The organism is Streptomyces barkulensis (assembly GCF_002843305.1).
GTDB classification, from domain to species: Bacteria; Actinomycetota; Actinomycetes; order Streptomycetales; family Streptomycetaceae; genus Streptomyces; species Streptomyces barkulensis.
Genome location: NZ_PGSG01000059.1, coordinates 34,188 through 49,966, shown reverse-complemented (window position 1 = coordinate 49,966; position 15,779 = coordinate 34,188). Strand labels below are relative to the sequence as shown.

The 15,779-nt window shown below is 73.3% G+C and carries 17 protein-coding genes; 8 read left to right on the top strand and 9 right to left on the bottom strand.

Annotated features, from left to right (window positions below; translation table 11 throughout):
• Positions 1-32 precede the first annotated feature (32 nt).
• Positions 33-1,205: a xylose isomerase gene (gene xylA / locus CUT83_RS12120; RefSeq protein ID WP_101255852.1), complete on the top strand. Its 1,173-nt coding sequence runs from the start codon at positions 33-35 to the stop codon at positions 1,203-1,205.
• Between the two features lie 129 nt (positions 1,206-1,334).
• Here the strand turns inward: xylA and CUT83_RS12115 are convergent, their stop codons facing one another.
• From CUT83_RS12115 to CUT83_RS12105, 4 genes are all read right to left on the bottom strand, one after another.
• Positions 1,335-1,601 (bottom strand): SGM_3592 family protein, encoded by a 267-nt coding sequence (locus CUT83_RS12115; RefSeq protein WP_101255851.1) that lies wholly within the window; start codon positions 1,599-1,601, stop codon positions 1,335-1,337.
• Positions 1,602-1,667: 66 nt separating this feature from the next.
• Positions 1,668-4,010, bottom strand: a complete 2,343-nt coding sequence (locus tag CUT83_RS12110) for a glycoside hydrolase family 95 protein (RefSeq protein WP_165869424.1) — start codon at positions 4,008-4,010, stop codon at positions 1,668-1,670.
• A 170-nt stretch (positions 4,011-4,180) separates the two neighbouring features.
• On the bottom strand, positions 4,181-4,591 hold the full coding sequence (locus CUT83_RS30915) for a cytidine deaminase family protein (protein WP_107490857.1): 411 nt from the start codon (positions 4,589-4,591) through the stop codon (positions 4,181-4,183).
• Between the two features lie 113 nt (positions 4,592-4,704).
• Positions 4,705-5,115: an ATP-binding protein gene (locus CUT83_RS12105; RefSeq protein ID WP_241524788.1), complete on the bottom strand. Its 411-nt coding sequence runs from the start codon at positions 5,113-5,115 to the stop codon at positions 4,705-4,707.
• Between the two features lie 213 nt (positions 5,116-5,328).
• Between CUT83_RS12105 and CUT83_RS12100 the strand changes: the two genes are divergently transcribed.
• Genes CUT83_RS12100 through CUT83_RS12090 form a run of 3 tightly spaced genes read left to right on the top strand, consistent with a single transcriptional unit; the run spans position 5,329 to position 7,401 of the window.
• Positions 5,329-6,195 (top strand): Sco1979 family transcriptional regulator, encoded by an 867-nt coding sequence (locus CUT83_RS12100; protein WP_101255848.1) that lies wholly within the window; start codon positions 5,329-5,331, stop codon positions 6,193-6,195.
• 8 nt (positions 6,196-6,203) lie between these two features.
• Positions 6,204-6,515, top strand: a complete 312-nt coding sequence (locus CUT83_RS12095; RefSeq protein WP_101255847.1) for a DUF397 domain-containing protein — start codon at positions 6,204-6,206, stop codon at positions 6,513-6,515.
• 46 nt (positions 6,516-6,561) lie between these two features.
• The gene (locus CUT83_RS12090) at positions 6,562-7,401 is read left to right on the top strand and encodes an SAM-dependent methyltransferase (protein ID WP_101255846.1); all 840 of its coding nucleotides are present in this window, start codon (positions 6,562-6,564) and stop codon (positions 7,399-7,401) included.
• Here CUT83_RS12090 and CUT83_RS12085 read toward each other — a convergent pair.
• Genes CUT83_RS12085 through CUT83_RS12065 form a run of 5 tightly spaced genes read right to left on the bottom strand, consistent with a single transcriptional unit; the run spans position 7,374 to position 12,707 of the window.
• Positions 7,374-8,264: an STM4011 family radical SAM protein gene (locus CUT83_RS12085; protein WP_101255845.1), complete on the bottom strand. Its 891-nt coding sequence runs from the start codon at positions 8,262-8,264 to the stop codon at positions 7,374-7,376. The two genes, CUT83_RS12090 and CUT83_RS12085, sit on opposite strands and share 28 nt — an antisense overlap.
• 11 nt (positions 8,265-8,275) lie before the next feature.
• Entirely contained in the window at positions 8,276-9,706 is a 1,431-nt protein-coding gene (locus CUT83_RS12080) for an STM4012 family radical SAM protein (RefSeq protein WP_101255844.1), read from the bottom strand.
• Entirely contained in the window at positions 9,703-10,515 is an 813-nt protein-coding gene (locus CUT83_RS12075; protein ID WP_101255884.1) for an STM4013/SEN3800 family hydrolase, read from the bottom strand. Before CUT83_RS12075 ends, CUT83_RS12080 begins: the two co-directional genes overlap by 4 nt.
• A gap of 28 nt (positions 10,516-10,543) precedes the next feature.
• Positions 10,544-11,755: an STM4014 family protein gene (locus CUT83_RS12070; protein ID WP_173915062.1), complete on the bottom strand. Its 1,212-nt coding sequence runs from the start codon at positions 11,753-11,755 to the stop codon at positions 10,544-10,546.
• Positions 11,736-12,707, bottom strand: coding sequence for an STM4015 family protein (locus CUT83_RS12065; RefSeq protein ID WP_101255843.1), 972 nt, complete (start codon positions 12,705-12,707; stop codon positions 11,736-11,738). Before CUT83_RS12065 ends, CUT83_RS12070 begins: the two co-directional genes overlap by 20 nt.
• A gap of 164 nt (positions 12,708-12,871) precedes the next feature.
• Between CUT83_RS12065 and CUT83_RS12060 the strand changes: the two genes are divergently transcribed.
• The 4 genes from CUT83_RS12060 to CUT83_RS12045 all read left to right on the top strand — a co-directional run bounded on the left by CUT83_RS12060 (position 12,872) and on the right by CUT83_RS12045 (position 15,740).
• Positions 12,872-13,198, top strand: coding sequence for a DUF8820 family protein (locus CUT83_RS12060; RefSeq protein WP_101255842.1), 327 nt, complete (start codon positions 12,872-12,874; stop codon positions 13,196-13,198).
• Positions 13,199-13,242: 44 nt separating this feature from the next.
• Entirely contained in the window at positions 13,243-14,298 is a 1,056-nt protein-coding gene (locus CUT83_RS12055) for a DUF6745 domain-containing protein (RefSeq protein ID WP_420882405.1), read from the top strand.
• 247 nt (positions 14,299-14,545) lie between these two features.
• Complete coding sequence (locus CUT83_RS12050; RefSeq protein WP_101255841.1) at positions 14,546-15,352, top strand: SGNH/GDSL hydrolase family protein; 807 nt, start codon at positions 14,546-14,548, stop codon at positions 15,350-15,352.
• Positions 15,353-15,554: 202 nt separating this feature from the next.
• Positions 15,555-15,740, top strand: a complete 186-nt coding sequence (locus CUT83_RS12045; protein ID WP_093850078.1) for a tail-anchor membrane protein — start codon at positions 15,555-15,557, stop codon at positions 15,738-15,740.
• Positions 15,741-15,779 lie beyond the last annotated feature (39 nt).

Here is a 15,779-nt window from a genome sequence, read left to right as displayed (position 1 = left end):
ACGGGCCTGACGAAATACCCGAGAGGCATGACATGAGCTACGAGCCGACACCCGAGCACAAGTTCACCTTCGGTCTGTGGACCGTGGGCTGGCAGGGCGGCGACCCCTTCGGCGACGCCACCCGCCCCGCCCTCGACCCGGTCGAGACCGTCCAGAAGCTCTCCGAGCTGGGCGCACACGGCGTCACCTTCCACGACGACGACCTGATCCCCTTCGGCTCCTCCGAGGCCGAGCGCGAGGGCATCGTCAAGCGCTTCCGCCAGGCGCTGGACGCCACCGGCATGAAAGTGCCGATGGCCACCACCAACCTCTTCAAGCACCCGGTGTTCAAGGACGGCGCCTTCACCGCCAACGACCGGGACGTGCGCCGCTACGCGCTGCGCAAGACCCTGCGCAACATCGACCTGGCCGCCGAACTGGGCGCCACCACCTACGTCGCCTGGGGCGGCCGCGAGGGCGCGGAGTCGGGCGGCGCCAAGGACGTGCGGGTCGCGCTGGACCGCCTCAAGGAGGCCTTCGACCTCCTGGGCGACTACGTCGTCTCCCAGGGCTACGACCTGCGCTTCGCCATCGAGCCCAAGCCCAACGAGCCGCGCGGCGACATCCTGCTGCCGACCGTCGGCCACGCGCTGGCGTTCATCAACGAGCTGGAGCACGCCGACCGCGTCGGCCTCAACCCCGAGGTCGGCCACGAGCAGATGGCCGGACTGAACTTCCCGCACGGCATCGCCCAGGCGCTGTGGCACGGCAAGCTCTTCCACATCGACCTCAACGGCCAGTCCGGCATCAAGTACGACCAGGACTTCCGCTTCGGCGCCGGCGACCTGCGCCAGGCGTTCTGGCTGGTGGACCTGCTGGAGTCGGCCGGCTACGAGGGCCCGCGGCACTTCGACTTCAAGCCGCCGCGCACCGAGGACTTCGACGGAGTGTGGGCGTCGGCGGCCGGCTGCATGCGCAACTACCTGATCCTCAAGGAGAAGGCCGCCGCCTTCCGCGCCGACCCCGAGGTCCAGGAGGCGCTGCGCGCCTCGCGCCTGGACGAGCTGGCCCGGCCGACCCTGAACGAGGGCGAGACCGCCGCCGGCCTGCTGGCCGACACCGCCGCCTTCGAGGAGTTCGACGTGGACGCCGCGGCCGGGCGCGGCATGGCCTTCGAGCGGCTGGACCAGCTGGCGCTGGAGCACCTGCTGGGCGTCCGCGGCTGAAACGGCCGACCCGGGCCGGCCGTTCCAGCCGCGGACGGCCCGGGCCGGTGAGGCCCCGTGCGGGGGCGCGGGTGGCGGCCCGCGCCCCCGCACGGTCCGCCTCCGCCGCGAGAGGCGCGGCCGGGGGCGTCAGCCGTCATTGCGGCGGCGGCGCCACCGGCGCCCCTTGCGCCGGCCCCTGCTCCAGAACCACCCCGCCGGGGGCTCGTCCGCCCGCCACGGCTGCGGCTCGGGCGGATCGTCCCGCCAGCGGGCCCGCAGCATGCGCGTACGCGCGGCCGGCTCGCTCACCTCGGCGCCGCGTATGAAGTCCTCGTCGAGTACGACGTCGTCCCAGGCGCCTCTTCCGGCGTCGTCGCCGTCGCCCTCTCCCCGTCGTGCGTGTCCAGTACCCACGGCGCACCTCCTGGTCACGGAGAACGGACGGCGGCCCCCGTGGGGTTCCCGCCGCGTGGGTGCTTCTCAGCCCGGGGAGAGCCGGTAGACGCGCCCGGAAGCCGTCCCGAACTCCACGACACCGGCCTCCGGCCGTACGGTCTCCACCGGCCGCCCCTCACAGGACACCGCGACCTCGCCGGCCGTGCGCACCCGCGCCCGGCGTCCGGCCCGGGAGAACAGCTCGGCTCCGGCCAGCGCGCCGCCGCGCCAGGTGAGGTCCACCTCGAAACCGCCGCGCGCCAGCAGCCCGCGCACCGAGCCCTCGGGCAGCGCGGGCGGCAGGGCGGGCAGCAGATGGATCTCACCGGCGTGGCTGTGCACCAGCCACTCGCAGATCCCCGCGGTGGCGCCGAAGTTGCCGTCGATCTGGAAGGGCGGGTGCAGATCGAAGAGGTTCGGGGCGGTGCGCCCGGGGGTGAGCTGGTCGGTCAGCAGTTTGTGGGAGCGGGCGCCGTCCTCCAGCCGCGCCCAGAAGTTGATCTTCCAGCCGAGCGACCAGCCCGTGCCCGCGTCGCCCCGCAGCTCCAGCGTGGTGCGCGCCGCCTCGAACAGCCCGGGGGTGCCGCGCCGGGTGATCCGGCCGCCCGGGTGCAGCGCGTACAGATGCGAGACATGCCGGTGGCCGCGCTCGGGCGCGATCGCGTCCCAGTCCTCGCGCCACTCCTGGAGCTGCCCCAGCTCCCCGATCCGGGGCGGAGCCAGCCGCTCGCGCGCCGCCCGCGCCTCCTTCGCCAGTTCCTCGTCCACGCCGAGCAGTTCGGCGCTCGCGACGGTGGCGTCGAACAGATCGCGCAGGATCTGGTTGTCCATGGCAGGCCCCGCGCACAGCGAGCCGCCGGGGCCAAGGTGGTGGGCGTTCTCGGGGGAGAGCGACGGACAGGTGACCAGCTCCCCCGTCGCGGGGTCCTCCACCAAGGCGTCCAGGAAGAAGCGCGCCGCGCCGGCCAGCACCGGATAGCGCTCCCGCAGCTTCGCCTCGTCTTTGGTGAAGCGGTGGTGCTCCCAGACCGACAGCGCCAGCCAGGCGCCGCCGGTGGGCCACATCCCCCAGAACGCCCCGTCCACCGGAGCGGTGCCGCGCCACAGGTCGGTGTTGTGGTGGGCGACCCAGCCGCGCGCGCCGTACACGGCCCGGGCGGTACGGGCGCCGGCGGCGGCCAGATCCTCCAGCAGGCCGAACAGCGGCTCCCAGCACTCCAGGAGGTTGGCGGGGGCGGCCGGCCAGTAGTTCATCTCGGTGTTGATGTTGATGGTGTACTTGCCGCCCCACGGCGGGTCGGTCAGGTCGTTCCACAGCCCCTGGAGGTTCGCGGGCTGGGTGCCGGGACGGGAACAGGCGATGAGCAGGTAGCGGCCGTAGGCGAAGTACAGCGCCACCAGGTGCGGATCCTCACCGCGCGCGAAGCGCGCCACCCGCTCGTCGGTCGGCAGCGCGGCGGCGGGTGTGGGCGGCACTTCCAGCCGTACCCGGTCGAACAGCGCCGCATGGTCCCGGATATGACGGGCACGCAGCTCGGCGCAGGGCCGGGCGGCCGCCGCGTCCACCGGGGCGGCGGCGCGGCGGGCGGCCACCCCGGGATCCTCCTCCACACCGCGCCAGTCGCGGTGGTTGGTGGCGGCCGAGACCAGCAGGGTGACGGCGTCGGCCCCCTCGACGTGCAGCTCACCGTCCACCGAGTGCACGGCGCCTCCCTCGGCGACCGCCCGCACCAGGCAGCGAAAGCGCAGCACGCCCGCGATGCCCTGGGCGTCGTCGCCGGCGCCGTCCAGGGCGATGGTGTGCGGGGCGGGGGAGCGGGAGGCGGAGCGCAGCGGGCTGTCGAGGCGGGCCGTGAAGGAGACCGCGCCGGGGGAGTCGGCGGTCAGCCGGACCACGATCACCTGGTCCGGCGCGCTGGCGAACACCTCACGGCGGTGGCGCACCCCGCCACGCGTGTACTCCACCGAGGCGACGGCGGTGGCCAGATCGAGCTCGCGCCGGTAGCCGGTGGTCCCGCCGCCTTCGGGGAAGGACACACGCAGATCACCGACGGTCTGGTACTGGAGCTGCTTGACGGGGACGCCCATCAGATCGGAGTCGGCCAGGGCCTGTGCCTCGTCCCACCGCCCCTCGAACACCAGCCGGCGGACCTCGGGGAGGGAGGCGAGGGCCCGGGGGTTGTCGTAGTCGTGCGGGCCGCCGGCCCACAGGGTGTCCTCGTTGAGCTGGAGACGCTCGCCGTCCGTGCCGCCGAACACCATGGCTCCCAGACGGCCGTTGCCCACCGGCAGAGCCTGGAGCCATTCGGCGGCGGGGCGGGGATACCACAGGCGGAGCTCGCCGGAGGCCGGGCTGCCGGGGCGGGCGGGGCGGTGGTCCGTGCTCACTTGCGGCTCCAGGGGAGGCGGGACGGGCGCGGTCTGGCAAGCGCTTACCGTACACCTGGGGGGCGGGACACGACCGTCTGCGGCGCTCCTCGCCGGTCCCTGCCGCTGCTCGCCGGCCCCTGCCGGTCCGGGGTGGTTCGAGGCGGTTCGGGACTGGCGCGCGGACGGGCTCAGCCGTACGCGCTCGGCCACTCCTGATACGGCAGCAGCTCCCGCAGCCGGAGCGAGTGCCGCGGCCCGAGCACCACCTCGGTGTCGAGGTTGCCCGGATCGATCTGCCGGATGAACTCCCGGCACCGTCCGCACGGCGGTACCACGCGCAGCGTGCCCTCCTCGTCCCGCCATACGGCGACGATCCTCGCGATCCGGTACTCGCGCGCCGTGACCATGGCGGCGATGGCCGCGTGCTCGGCACAGAAACCCGTCCCCGAGCCGGTGTCGATACACACGCCCGAGTGGAGGCGGCCCGTCTCCGTCACCAGGGTCGAGGCCACGTTGCCGAAGAGCCGGCCGCCGACGGGGTGCGGATGGAGTACCGCCTCGGCGGAGGCGATCAGTTCGCCGTCGGACACGGTGGTCATACGGCCACGCTATCCGCGGCCGCCCGCGGGGCGCAGCGCGTTCTCCCGCCCGACGGCGCCGTGTCCGACGCGGGACCGCCCGGCCTCCCCCGCCAAGGCCGGGCGGTCCCGCGTCACGGGGCGGAGGTGCCGAAGCCCAGTTCCGCCCAGACCGTGTGGCCCATGCCGCCGGCGCCCGGCCGTACCCCCCAGGCCTCGGCGAGGGCGCTGACCAGCAGCAGTCCGCGTCCGTTCTCCCCCTCCGCGCCGCCGGTCTCCGGACAGAGCCCCGACGCGCCCCCGGCGTACCGGGCGGGGCCGGATCCCTGGTCGGTGACCGCCAGCCGCAGTCGTACGCCCGTGACGCGCAGCTCGCAGTCGACCCTCTCGCTGTCGGTGTGACGCACGGCGTTGGTGAAGAGCTCGGAGACGACCAGTTGAGCGTCGTCGCGGACCACCGCCCCGATGTCCCACTCCGTCAGCCGGGCGAGGACCCTTCTGCGGGCCTCGGCCACGGAGGCGCCTATGGCCGGGAGGCGGAACACGTCTCGCAGGGGTCTCTCGACGGACCCCCCGGCGCGCTCCAGCGGGCGAACATCGGAAAAGTAAGCCACGTCCTCAGTGTGAAGGGCGTGAGCAACATCTGGCAAGGACCAATCTGTTGTTTGCACAAACGTGCATGCCACCCTGTCGAGAAGATCCGATGGCATGACAAACTGCCGCTACAGGCAAGCGAGTTGGAGTGCGGGAGGGGTGCGGTGGCTGACACCAGGGCGGGCGGCGCCCCCACGGTTCTGCGGGTGGTGCTCGGCCGGCGGCTGGGCGATCTGCGGCGGCGGGCGGGACTGACCTACGAGCGGGCCGCCGAGGCGCTCGACGTCACACACGCCACGATCCGCCGGATGGAGCGGGCCGAGGTCGGTCTGAAGATCCCCTACGTCGAGAAGCTGCTGCGCACCTACGGCATCACCGAGCAGACGGAGATCGACAGCTTCCTCTCCCTCGCCCGCGAGGCCAACCGGCCCGGCTGGTGGCACCGCTACCGCGACGTGCTGCCCGACTGGTTCAGCGCCTTCGTCAGCCTGGAGAGCGAATCCCACGTCATCCGCGCCTATGAGCCGCACTACGTGCCCGGACTCCTCCAGACCGAGGAGTACGCCCGCGCCGTGCTGCGCGCGGGCATGCCGCACGCCGCCGAGGAGGAGATCGAGCGCGGCATCGCACTGCGGCTGGAACGCCAGCGGCTGCTCACGCGCGACGAACCGCCCCTGCTGTGGGTGGTGATGGACGAGACCGTGCTGCGCAGGCCCATCGGCGGGCCCGAGGTCATGCGCGGGCAGATCTCCCGCCTGATCGAGGCGTGCTCGATGCCGACGGTGCGCCTGCAGGTCATGCCCTTCGACGCCGGACCGCACCCGGCCATGTACGGGCCCTTCCACATCTTCCGGTTCCCCATCCCGGAACTGCCCGACGTCGCCTACAGCGAGAGCCTGGTGGGCGCCGTCTACTTCGACCAGCGCGACGACGTCTCGGCGTTCCAGGAGGCGCTGGACCGGATGTGCGCACAGGCGGCGCCGGTGCGACGGACCGAGGCCGTCCTGGACGGCCTGCGCAAGGAGCTGTGAACCACCCCATGGGAAAACGCGTCTACAACGGCATGCCCGCCCGGCAGTTGGGGAGCGAGGGCTGGCGCAAGCCGTGGAGCGGCGGCAACGGGGGGAGCTGTGTGGAGGCCATGCGGCTCGCGGACGGAAGGGTGGCGCTGCGCCAGTCCACCGACCCCGACGGACCCGCTCTGATATACGCCCACCACGCGATGGCCGGGTTCATCAGGGGCGTCAAGGCGGGGGAGGCCGACTTCCTGCTCGTCCAGGAGAGCGCGGGCCCCGCACCGCGGCCCCCGCGCCCCGCACACTCCGCACATCCCGCGCAGAGCACGTGTTGAGAACCGACGAGACGATGACGATGACGATGACGAGGACGGCGACGGCATGACCGACCAGCCCCACCTGATCCACCAGGCGCACGAGGGCTTCACGCCCGAGCAGATCGACACCAGCAGGCCGCACCCGGCCCGCATGTACGACTACTACCTCGGCGGAAGCGACAACTACGAGGTGGACCGCGAGGCCGCCGAGCGCCTGATGAAGTTGGCCCCCGACGTGCGGGTGAGCGCCCGGGCCAACCGGGACTTCCTCGGCCGCGCGGTGCGGACGGTGGTGGAGGAGCTGGGCATCCGTCAGATCATCGACGTCGGCACCGGCATCCCCACCTCGCCCAACACCCACGAACTCGCCCGGGCCGCGGCTCCCGACACCCGTGTGGTGTACGTCGACAACGACCCCATCGTCTCCGTCCACGCCGGCGCCAAGCTCACCGGCGCGGGCAACGCCGAGTTCGTCCTGGCCGACGCCCGCAGGCCCGAGGCCGTCATCGGGCATCCGGCCGTCCGGGAACTGATCGACTTCGACCGTCCGGTGGCCCTCCTCCTCATCGCGGTCCTGCACTTCGTCAAGGACGAGGAGGACCCCGCCGCACTCGTGGCCGCGCTCGGCGGCGCGCTGCCCCCCGGAAGCTGCCTCGTCCTCACCCACGGCACCTCGGACTTCCACGAGAAGCGGCGGGTGGAGGAGGGCACCGACGTCTACCGGAACGCCACCGCCCAGGTCAGCCTGCGCAGCCATGCCGAGATCCTGTCGTTCTTCGACGGCTGGGACCTCACCGACCCCGGGCTGGTGCAGCTTCCGCTGTGGCGGCCGGACGGACCGGTGCCCGAGCCCGGCGAACTGCGCCGCGTGGCGCTCTACGGCGGGGTCGGCGTCAAGCGCTGAGTCCGCGCCCCGGATACCGGCCAGGAGGCCGGTATCCGCTCCAGGACACCGCCCGCGAAGACGTCGTACAGCGGCAGCGACTCCAGGTGGACGTATCCGATGTGGCAGTCGCAGACGGCCAGCGGACAGGGCCTGGGCCGCAGTGCCGCGCGCCAGGAGCCGTCGTAGAGGTTGCCCAGCGGTGCCGGGACGAAGTGGCAGCGCCGCACCGTACCGGCACCGTCCACCGAGACCACGGACTCACCGGTGCGGCAGGGGAGCCCGGCACTGCGGTGGGGGTGGCGGCTGTACGGGAAGAGGGGGTCGATCGCCGTCCACCGGTCGGCCTCCTCGTCCGTGTATGCATGGCCCTCGGCGGCGTTGACCCACAGGTAGACGTGCTCGGGCAGATCGGCGCGGAGCCGCCGGGCGTGGTGCAGATGGCCGGGCAGGCCGACGATTCCGACGCTGTGGCGCACGCCCTTGTCCGCCAGCTCGCGGCACCTGGCCAGGAAACGCCCGTAGGGAGTCTGGCCGGGATGGTAGGTGCACCACAGGGCGAGGGTGCCGGTGTCGGCGTCGTCCAGCCAGTCGGTGCGGCAGCTCAGGTTGGTCTGGATCGCCACCCGTGCCACGTGCGGCAGCCGGCTCAGCCCGGCCAGGGTGTGCCGGTACCACGACCGCACCAGGCCCTCGCCCCACGGGGTGAACAGCACCGAGAGCCGGTCCTCGCGCTGCTCCGCCACCCAGCCGGAGAAGCGCTCCAACGCCTCCCGGTCGGCGCGCAGCTGCTCGCGGGAGTCGCGCCGCTTGGCGAACGGGCAGTACGGGCAGTCGTAGTCGCACGAGGCCAGCGGCCCGCGGTAGAGCAGGGTCAGGTCCACGGCAATCTCCGTCACCTCGGGTCGTACGCGGCCATCGCGGCGCGCACGGACGGGGAGAACAGGGCCGGGCCGACCGCGTCGGAGTGGGCCAGGCCCTCCGCCGACAGCCGCAGCCGCCCGGGGGCCCCGCCCTCGTCCAGCCAGCCGCGCTCGGCGAAGCCGGCCAGTTCGGCGGGGAAGTGCTCGGCGGGCGGCGCACCGAACCGGTCCGTGTACTCCGCCGTCTCCATCCCCTCGGCCCGGAGCAGCGACTGGAGCAGGTGCCTGCGGCGGGCCTCGTCGGTGTCCATCCACCGGCCGACCTCCGCGTGGGCGAAGGACTCGGCCGGGCGGGAGACGTAGTCGTCGATGATGGAACGTATCCGGCGCATCCCCACGGCGTAGTCGAAGGAGTAGTGCAGGGCGGAGGTGTAGGACCGGGCGCCGCAACCCAGCCCCACCATGCCGTCGGTCTGGCAGGCGTGGTCGGCCGGGCCCCCGCCCGTCCTTGCGGCGGCCGCCGTCCCGGTGCGGCGGAACATCCGCATCGACACCTGCTCGTAGCCGTGTGCCAGCAGATGGTCGCGGCCGTGGCGGTACAGGGCCAGCCGCTGCGCGTCCCACCGGGGGTCGGGTACACCGGAGGCGTCGGGGGCGTCGGGGGCCGCGACGGCGCGTCCCAGACCGGTCAGCGGGCGGACGTAGAGCGGGTAGAGGTAGAACTCCTCCGGCTCCCAGGCGAGCGCGGCGTCCAGGGAGCGCTGCCAGGTGGCGGTGGTCTGCCCCTCGATCCCGTAGATCAGGTCGATGTTGAGCACCGGGATGCCCGCGTCCCGGACGCGGCCCAGCGCGGCCTCGACGTCCGAGCGCCGCTGGGGGCGCACCGCGGCCCGTGCCTCGGCGTCGACGAAGCTCTGCACCCCGAGGCTCAGCCGTGTGGTGCCGCGCCCGGCCAGGACGGCCAGCCGGTCGGCGGTGGCGGTCGACGGGGACGCCTCCACCGACAGGGGCACCGCGCGCAGATCCGCTCCCATCCGCTCCTCGGCGATGTCGCAGAGCCGCTCCAGCTCGGCGGCGGTCAGGAAGGTGGGGGTGCCGCCGCCGAAGGCCGCGGTGGCGAACCGGGCGCCCTCGCCCAGCGCCTCGCGCACCGGACCCGCCTGCCGCTCCAGCGCGTCGAGGTAGGCGCCGGTCAGCCCGTCGGGCGCGCCGATGCGGGTGAAGAGGTTGCAGAAGCCGCAGCGCACCTCGCAGAAGGGGATGTGCAGATAGAGCGAGAGCGCGTCGGTCCTCTCCCGCGCCCACAGCCCGCGCAGCGCAGGCCGCTCCGGAAGCCGCCGGTAGGCCGTCTTGTGCGGATAGGCGTACACATAGCTCTGGTACGGGCTCCGGTACGGGTCCCGGTGCGGGCCCGGGGCGCCGTCCGGGAACGGAACGGCGGCGGAAACGGTCGTGGTGCTCATCGCGGCTCGCAGGCGTCGAGGGTGAAATGGGCGTACGGCACCGTCCAGACCACCTCGTGGCCGATCCGGTGGCCGGTGTGGCCGTCCTCCCCGTAGGCCGTGCCGTGGTCGGAGCAGACGACGGTGAAGCACGGGCGGCGGCTGCTCGCGGCGGCGAACAGGCGCCCGATGTGCCGGTCCACATAGCGCAGCGCCGCCGCGTGGGTGGCGAGGGAGTCCCCGGCCCCGGCCGTGGCACCGGGCAGGTGGAACCAGTTGGGCTGGTGCAGCGCCGAGACGTTGACGAACAGGAACAGCCGCTTCCCGGCCGGGAGCGCGGCCACCACCTCCTCGGCACGGGCGACCTGAGCCTCGAAGGAGGTGGGGGAGGCGACGGAGAACTCCGGCTCCCAGTGGCTCTCGGCGAACAGGCCGGGCAGCACCGAACCGAGTGCGCCGCGCTTGTTGAAGAAGCCCACGCCTCCGATGCACGCCGTGTGGTAGCCGGCCTGTGCCAGCCCGGTCACCAGATCCGGCGCGTCGAAGACCCAGGTGCTCCCCGCGGTGCTCTCACTGCCCTCGAAACGCGCCGCGAACAGTCGCGGATGCGGCCCCGGAGCGGTGGGAGTGGGCAGGAAACCGGCGAAGAACGCCTGGTGGGAGGCGTAGGTGAAACTGGCGGGGGAGTGCCTCTCCTCCCATCGCCCGTCCGGCAGGTGCCGTGCCAGGTTGGGGATGGCGCCCTCGGCCGCCAGATCGCGGGCCACGTCGTGGCGCAGGGTGTCCAGAGTGACCAGCAGCAGGTCGTGGCTGCCCACGATCCGGTTCATGTCCGGGATGCCCGCGCGGGCTTCGACGTCACCGGGCCGCACGGCGGGCCTCCTCCCGTCCTCCGGCTGCCGGCCGGCCGGCAGCCGGTCCGCCCGGTACCGCACCGCGCAGAACGGCGTCGACCTGTGCCGCGTAGGTGTCCCGCCCCTCGGCCCGGCCGCCGGCCAGTCCGGTCAGCCGGGGCAGCAGGTCGCCGAAGGCGTTCACCTCTCCGACGGTGAAACGCCGCCATCCGGCGGCTGGCAGCAGGTCCACACCGACGCACAGGGTGGCGGGGAAGCAGGCCGCGGCACGTTCGCACACCTCCAGCACCCGCGTCCAGGACACTCCGGCCGCCTCCGCCGCGGCGCGGGCCGCGGCCAGATCGCCGCGGGCACCGCCGAGGTGGAGGTTGGTCATGGGGGAGTGGCCGGTGCGCACCAGGGCATGGGTCGCCTCCCCGGCCACCACGACCACCCGCAGGTCGGCCGCCCTGCCGTGCTGGGAGGCCTTGGGCAGCCAGCGCTCGATGTGCAGGCCGTCCGGCGCCAGGGCGTCGACCACGGCGGCGATGCCGGACTCGCCGTCGTAGCGCCGCACCCGCAGGGAGTTGAACAGACTCCCGTCCGGGGTGCGTTCGACGGATGTGGTGGCGCGCCACCGGCCGCGCCCGCCCGACTCGACGGCCAGCACCCCGGAGGCGGAGGACGCGTGGGCGAGTTTGACGAAGACCCGGCGCATCCCCGTGTCACGCATCGCCGCGCGCACGTCCTCCCAGCCCGTCACCGGCGCGGCGCGGGGGCCGGAGGTCGGTGAGGGGGGCACCGGGACACCAGCCCCGGACAGCGCTCCGTGGCACAGCCGCTTGTCGAAGAGCACCGCCAGATCGTCCGGGCCGTCCAGCAGCGCGCACCCGGCGGCCCGGGCGGCCCCGGCGACACGGCGTACGGCCGTGGTGAAGCCCGCGTACCAGCGGGCCGTGCCCTCCACGCGCGCCGGATCGTCCACCCCGCGCAGCAGACGCTCGACCCGCGGATCCTCGCCGGGCGAGTCGATCCGCACGGTCTCGCCCGCCGCGAACCGCACGCCGCCGGTCAGCACCTCGGCCCACGGCAGTACGCGGGGCGCGGGCAGCCCCGCACCGGCGACGGCCGCCGTGAACGACTCCACCCGGCGGTTTCCGGGGTTGCCGACGACGGCGAACCGCGGCGCCCCGCCGCCGGGGCCGCTGCCGCCGGGATCACTCGGAGACGGCGACATAGCGCCAGACCTCGCCGCGGTACTCGTCCGGCTTCTCCTGGTCGGAGAGGTCCACATCGACTCCGGCGCTCTCCAGTTCCTCGCGCAGCCGCTCCATCACGGCGTCGCTCAGGAAGTGGTGGGCGAGGTCGAGTCGTGCCAGGTGGGTGAGAGGCTGCCCGCTCAGCAGCGACTCGGCACCGCGGTCGGTGAGGGTGCCCATGGACAGATCCAGGGCGCGCAGCCGCGCCACCACGGGCGCTCCGGCCACGGCGGCGGCGATCTCGTCCTGCAGTTCGCTGTTCTTCAGCCCCAGGCCGCGCAGTGCGGGCAGGCGTTCCCCGGTCAGGATCGGAGCCAGGTCCTCCACGGTGGCGTCGCCCCCGTACTCGCTGACGCCGAGCCACAGTTCGAGCCGGCCCAGCGCGGGCAGGTCGCTTTCGGCGACCGCGCGCACGACGCCGCCGGGCAGTCCGCCCGCCTCGAACACCAGGGTGCGCAGGTGCTCGTGGCGCAGAGGGCGGAGCGTCAGGCCGGAACCACCGCGCACCCCGAACTCGCGCAGCCGGGGATAGGCCTCCAGGACCGGGGTGACGTCGGTCTGCTCGATCCAGGAGATCTCCGACTCCTCCGCCACGATGTCGCCGATGAACACGGCCTCCAGGGCGGGGAACCGGTCCGCGTTCGAGGTGAGCAGTTCGACGGCGAGACCGGAGTCCGATTCGTAGGCCTCGCCCCACTGGCCGATGATCAGGGCGCGGACGGCCGTGGTGTCCACGGCCGCCAGGAAGCCGCGCCAGACGTCCTCGAAGTCCTCGGCCGGGAAGTCGTCGTCGTAGGGGTCGTAGGACAGGCGCCACGCCACGGACGCTGCCGCGGGCAGGGGGTCCGCCGGGCCGCCGTCCGTGCCGGGCGGCACGTAGGTGTGGGCGGGCAGGGCGTACAGCTCCCGCAGGTGCTCGTTGACGGTCATGGGGCTCCCCCGAACGCGTGCCGACAGTACGGAACGTTCTATCAACCGCCTCTGACAGCCCGCTGCGCGGCCCGGGTCCTTCGGGGTGCTCTGTCAGACCCCTGCCCTAGCTTTCCGTTCACCGCCGCCGGACCGACCGGTGCGGACGTCGAGGGGAGAGCTCTGTGTACCGCCAGGGAGACGTGCTGATCGTGCCGGTGGACGAGGAGGCCGTGCCGGACGGCGCCACGGGGCGGACCGGACTGCCGCGGGACGCCCGGGGGCGGATGGTGCTGGCCCTGGGCGAGGTCACCGGGCACGCGCACGCCGTGGTGGGACCGGGCCGGCTCGTGCGGGAGGCGGGGCCGTTCGGACCGCTGCTGCTCCACCTCCCCGACGGCGGGCGGGTGGTGCACGAGGAGCACGCCGCGATACCGCTGCCCAGGGGCTGGTACCGGGTGGTCCGGCAACGCGAGTACGTCCCGGGCGCCGTGCGGATCGTCGCCGACTGAGCGTCGTGGGCCGGCCGGGGAAGAGCGGAGAAGGAGTGGTGACGGTGACGGTGACGAACACCCGGACGAGTGAACTGGTGGGCACGGTGGGGGAGGTGGAGCGGTGGCGCCAGGTCGCGGCACGGACCGGCCCGGCCGACCGGCCCGCCGCGGAGGCCGGGGTGCGCCTGGCGTACCGCACGGCCGGGCTCGCCGAGCCCGAGCGCATCGTGTGGGCCGGCTCGCCGCGCGCGGCCGTGGCCGCCGTACGAACCCTGCGGGGAGCGGGGCGCGGCGTACGGCGGGAGGTCCGCACCCTGCCGTGGGCGGCGGAGCGGCAGCGGCTGCACGGGAGGCTGGGCCCGGTGGGGTGGGCGGAGCACTGGGCGCGCACCGGCGCACCGCTGTGGGACACCACCACACTCCTGGTGGAGCGCGTACGCACCGGCGTCGTCGAGGATGCCTCGCCCTCGCCCTCGCCCGCGGACGAGCCCGCGGTGCGGCTGGCCCTGCTGGACGCGGTGCTCGGCCAGCACGACGCACCCTGGCTGGCCGCTCTCGGCGGCGGGGAGGGGACCGGTCCGCTGGGAGGGCTTGCGGCGGTCGCCCGCGCCGCGGGCTGGTGGTGGCCCTACGAGCGGGTGGCGGTCGTCGCCGAGCGCCCGGTGGAGCTCCACCGCGACGAGGCCGGACGGCTCGACCGGAGCGACGGCCCCGCACTGCTCTTCCCCGACGGCTTCGCCCTGTACGCCTGGAAGGGCATGCCGGTCCCGGCGGGTTTCCTCGCCGGGCTGGACGCCCTCACCCCCGAACGCATCCGTGCGGAGGAGAACGCCGAACTGCGCCGCGTGATGCTGGAGCACTACGGTTACGACCGCTACCTGTCCGAGTCCGGCGCCCGGCCGGTCCACCGGGACTCCACCGGCGTGCTGTGGCGGATCGACCTGGAGGGCGACGAGCCCGTGCTGACGGTCGAGGTGGTCAACTCCACTCCCGAGCCGGACGGTACGCACCGCACGTACTGGCTGAGGGTGCCGCCGTCCACACGGACCGCCCGCGAGGGCGTCGCCTGGACGTTCGGCCTGCATCCCGACGCGTACGAGCCGGAGACGCAGACCTGACGGTCCGCTTCCGGTGAGACGGGAGCCGCCCGGGGGCGCACCCTCCGGCGGCCGGCAGGCCCTCGCCGCCCCCGGGGGGCGCACTTGATTGTTTGTCGGGAAAAGGCCGTTACCTGCGGCGACGCGGGGCGGTTGTTCAACCGAATGTTGGATCAGTTTTGGCATGGACACTTCCTGAAAGCGCTCCGCGCTGCTACTACGTAGTAGGCGCACTTCCCCCCTCTTCCCTCCACACCCAGGAGACTTCATGAAGTTGTCCCGTCTCGCGTCCGTGGCGGCCACCCTCGCCGCCCTGGTCGGACTCGGACTCGGCGGCGCGGGCGTGGCATCCGCCCAGGAAGCCGCGGCCACCTCCTACGTCGCGCTCGGCGACTCCTACTCCTCCGGAGTCGGCGCCGGCAGCTACGACAGTTCCAGCGGCTCCTGCAAGCGCAGCACCAAGGCGTACCCGGTGCTGTGGAAGAACGCGAACGCACCCGCCTCCTTCCACTTCACCGCCTGCTCCGGCGCCAAGACCGGCGACGTCATCAACAACCAGCTCGGCCCCCTGTCGTCGGGTACCACCCTGGTGAGCATCTCCATCGGCGGCAACGACGCCGGCTTCGCCGACGCCATGACCACCTGTGTCCTGCAGGGCACCAACGCGTGCGTCGCGCGGATCAACGAGGCGCGCACCTACATCTCCAACACCCTGCCCGGGAAGCTCGACGCGGTCTACAGCGCCATCCGCAGCAAGGCGCCCAACGCCCGGGTCGTCGTCCTCAACTACCCCCGCTTCTACAAGCTCAACGGCAGCTGCTGGGTGGGACTCAGCGAGACCTCGCGCGCGGCCATCAACGACGCGTCCGACCACCTGAGCGACACCATCGCCAAGCGCGTCGCCAACCACGGCTTCACCTTCGGCGACGTCCGCGGCAGGTTCACCGGGCACGAGATCTGCTCCGGCGACTCGTGGCTGCACAGCGTCGACTGGCTCAACATCACCAACTCGTACCACCCCAAGGCGGCCGGCCAGTCCGGGGGCTACTACCCCGTGATGGAGAGCCTCGCCTGATCCACTCCTGATCCACTCCTGACACAACCCGGCCGGAGCCCGGCCGGAACGGTGGCCGGTGGCTGCCCGCGGAAACCGTGGGCAGCCACCGGCGCCGCTCCTCGTTCTCCGGTACCGCGGCAGAGGTGTGGAACCAGGCGGCCCGTACGTACGTTCTCCCAAGTGAGCGGCGGTCGTACCGTCGCCGGAGGAGGCGTGGAAGATGACCAACCGTGGAAAGGCCGCCGTCGGCGGTGTGGCGGTGGGGCTGCTGCTGTGGGCGCTGACCGGCAGTTTCCTGATAGCACTGGCGGTGGTGGTCGGTGTGCCGGCGATCGCCTACCTGGCCCTCGACCCCTCGCAGCGGCGCAGGGTGCGGCGAGTGGGCCGCAAGGAGCTCGGGCGCTGACCCGGGCGCGGCCGGTGGCCCGCGCGGACCGGCCGGAAC

Bases quoted from the DNA above. Each gene is read 5' to 3' on its own strand.
- xylA (WP_101255852.1), top strand. From the start codon at position 33: ATGAGCTACGAGCCGACACCCGAGCACAAGTTCACCTTCGGTCTGTGG.
- CUT83_RS30915 (WP_107490857.1), bottom strand. From the start codon at position 4,591: ATGACCACCGTGTCCGACGGCGAACTGATCGCCTCCGCCGAGGCGGTA.
- CUT83_RS12095 (WP_101255847.1), top strand. From the start codon at position 6,204: ATGGGAAAACGCGTCTACAACGGCATGCCCGCCCGGCAGTTGGGGAGC.
- CUT83_RS12090 (WP_101255846.1), top strand. From the start codon at position 6,562: ATGACCGACCAGCCCCACCTGATCCACCAGGCGCACGAGGGCTTCACG.
- CUT83_RS12080 (WP_101255844.1), bottom strand. From the start codon at position 9,706: ATGAGCACCACGACCGTTTCCGCCGCCGTTCCGTTCCCGGACGGCGCC.
- CUT83_RS12075 (WP_101255884.1), bottom strand. From the start codon at position 10,515: ATGAACCGGATCGTGGGCAGCCACGACCTGCTGCTGGTCACTCTGGAC.
- CUT83_RS12070 (WP_173915062.1), bottom strand. From the start codon at position 11,755: ATGTCGCCGTCTCCGAGTGATCCCGGCGGCAGCGGCCCCGGCGGCGGG.
- CUT83_RS12065 (WP_101255843.1), bottom strand. From the start codon at position 12,707: ATGACCGTCAACGAGCACCTGCGGGAGCTGTACGCCCTGCCCGCCCAC.
- CUT83_RS12050 (WP_101255841.1), top strand. From the start codon at position 14,546: ATGAAGTTGTCCCGTCTCGCGTCCGTGGCGGCCACCCTCGCCGCCCTG.
- CUT83_RS12045 (WP_093850078.1), top strand. From the start codon at position 15,555: ATGACCAACCGTGGAAAGGCCGCCGTCGGCGGTGTGGCGGTGGGGCTG.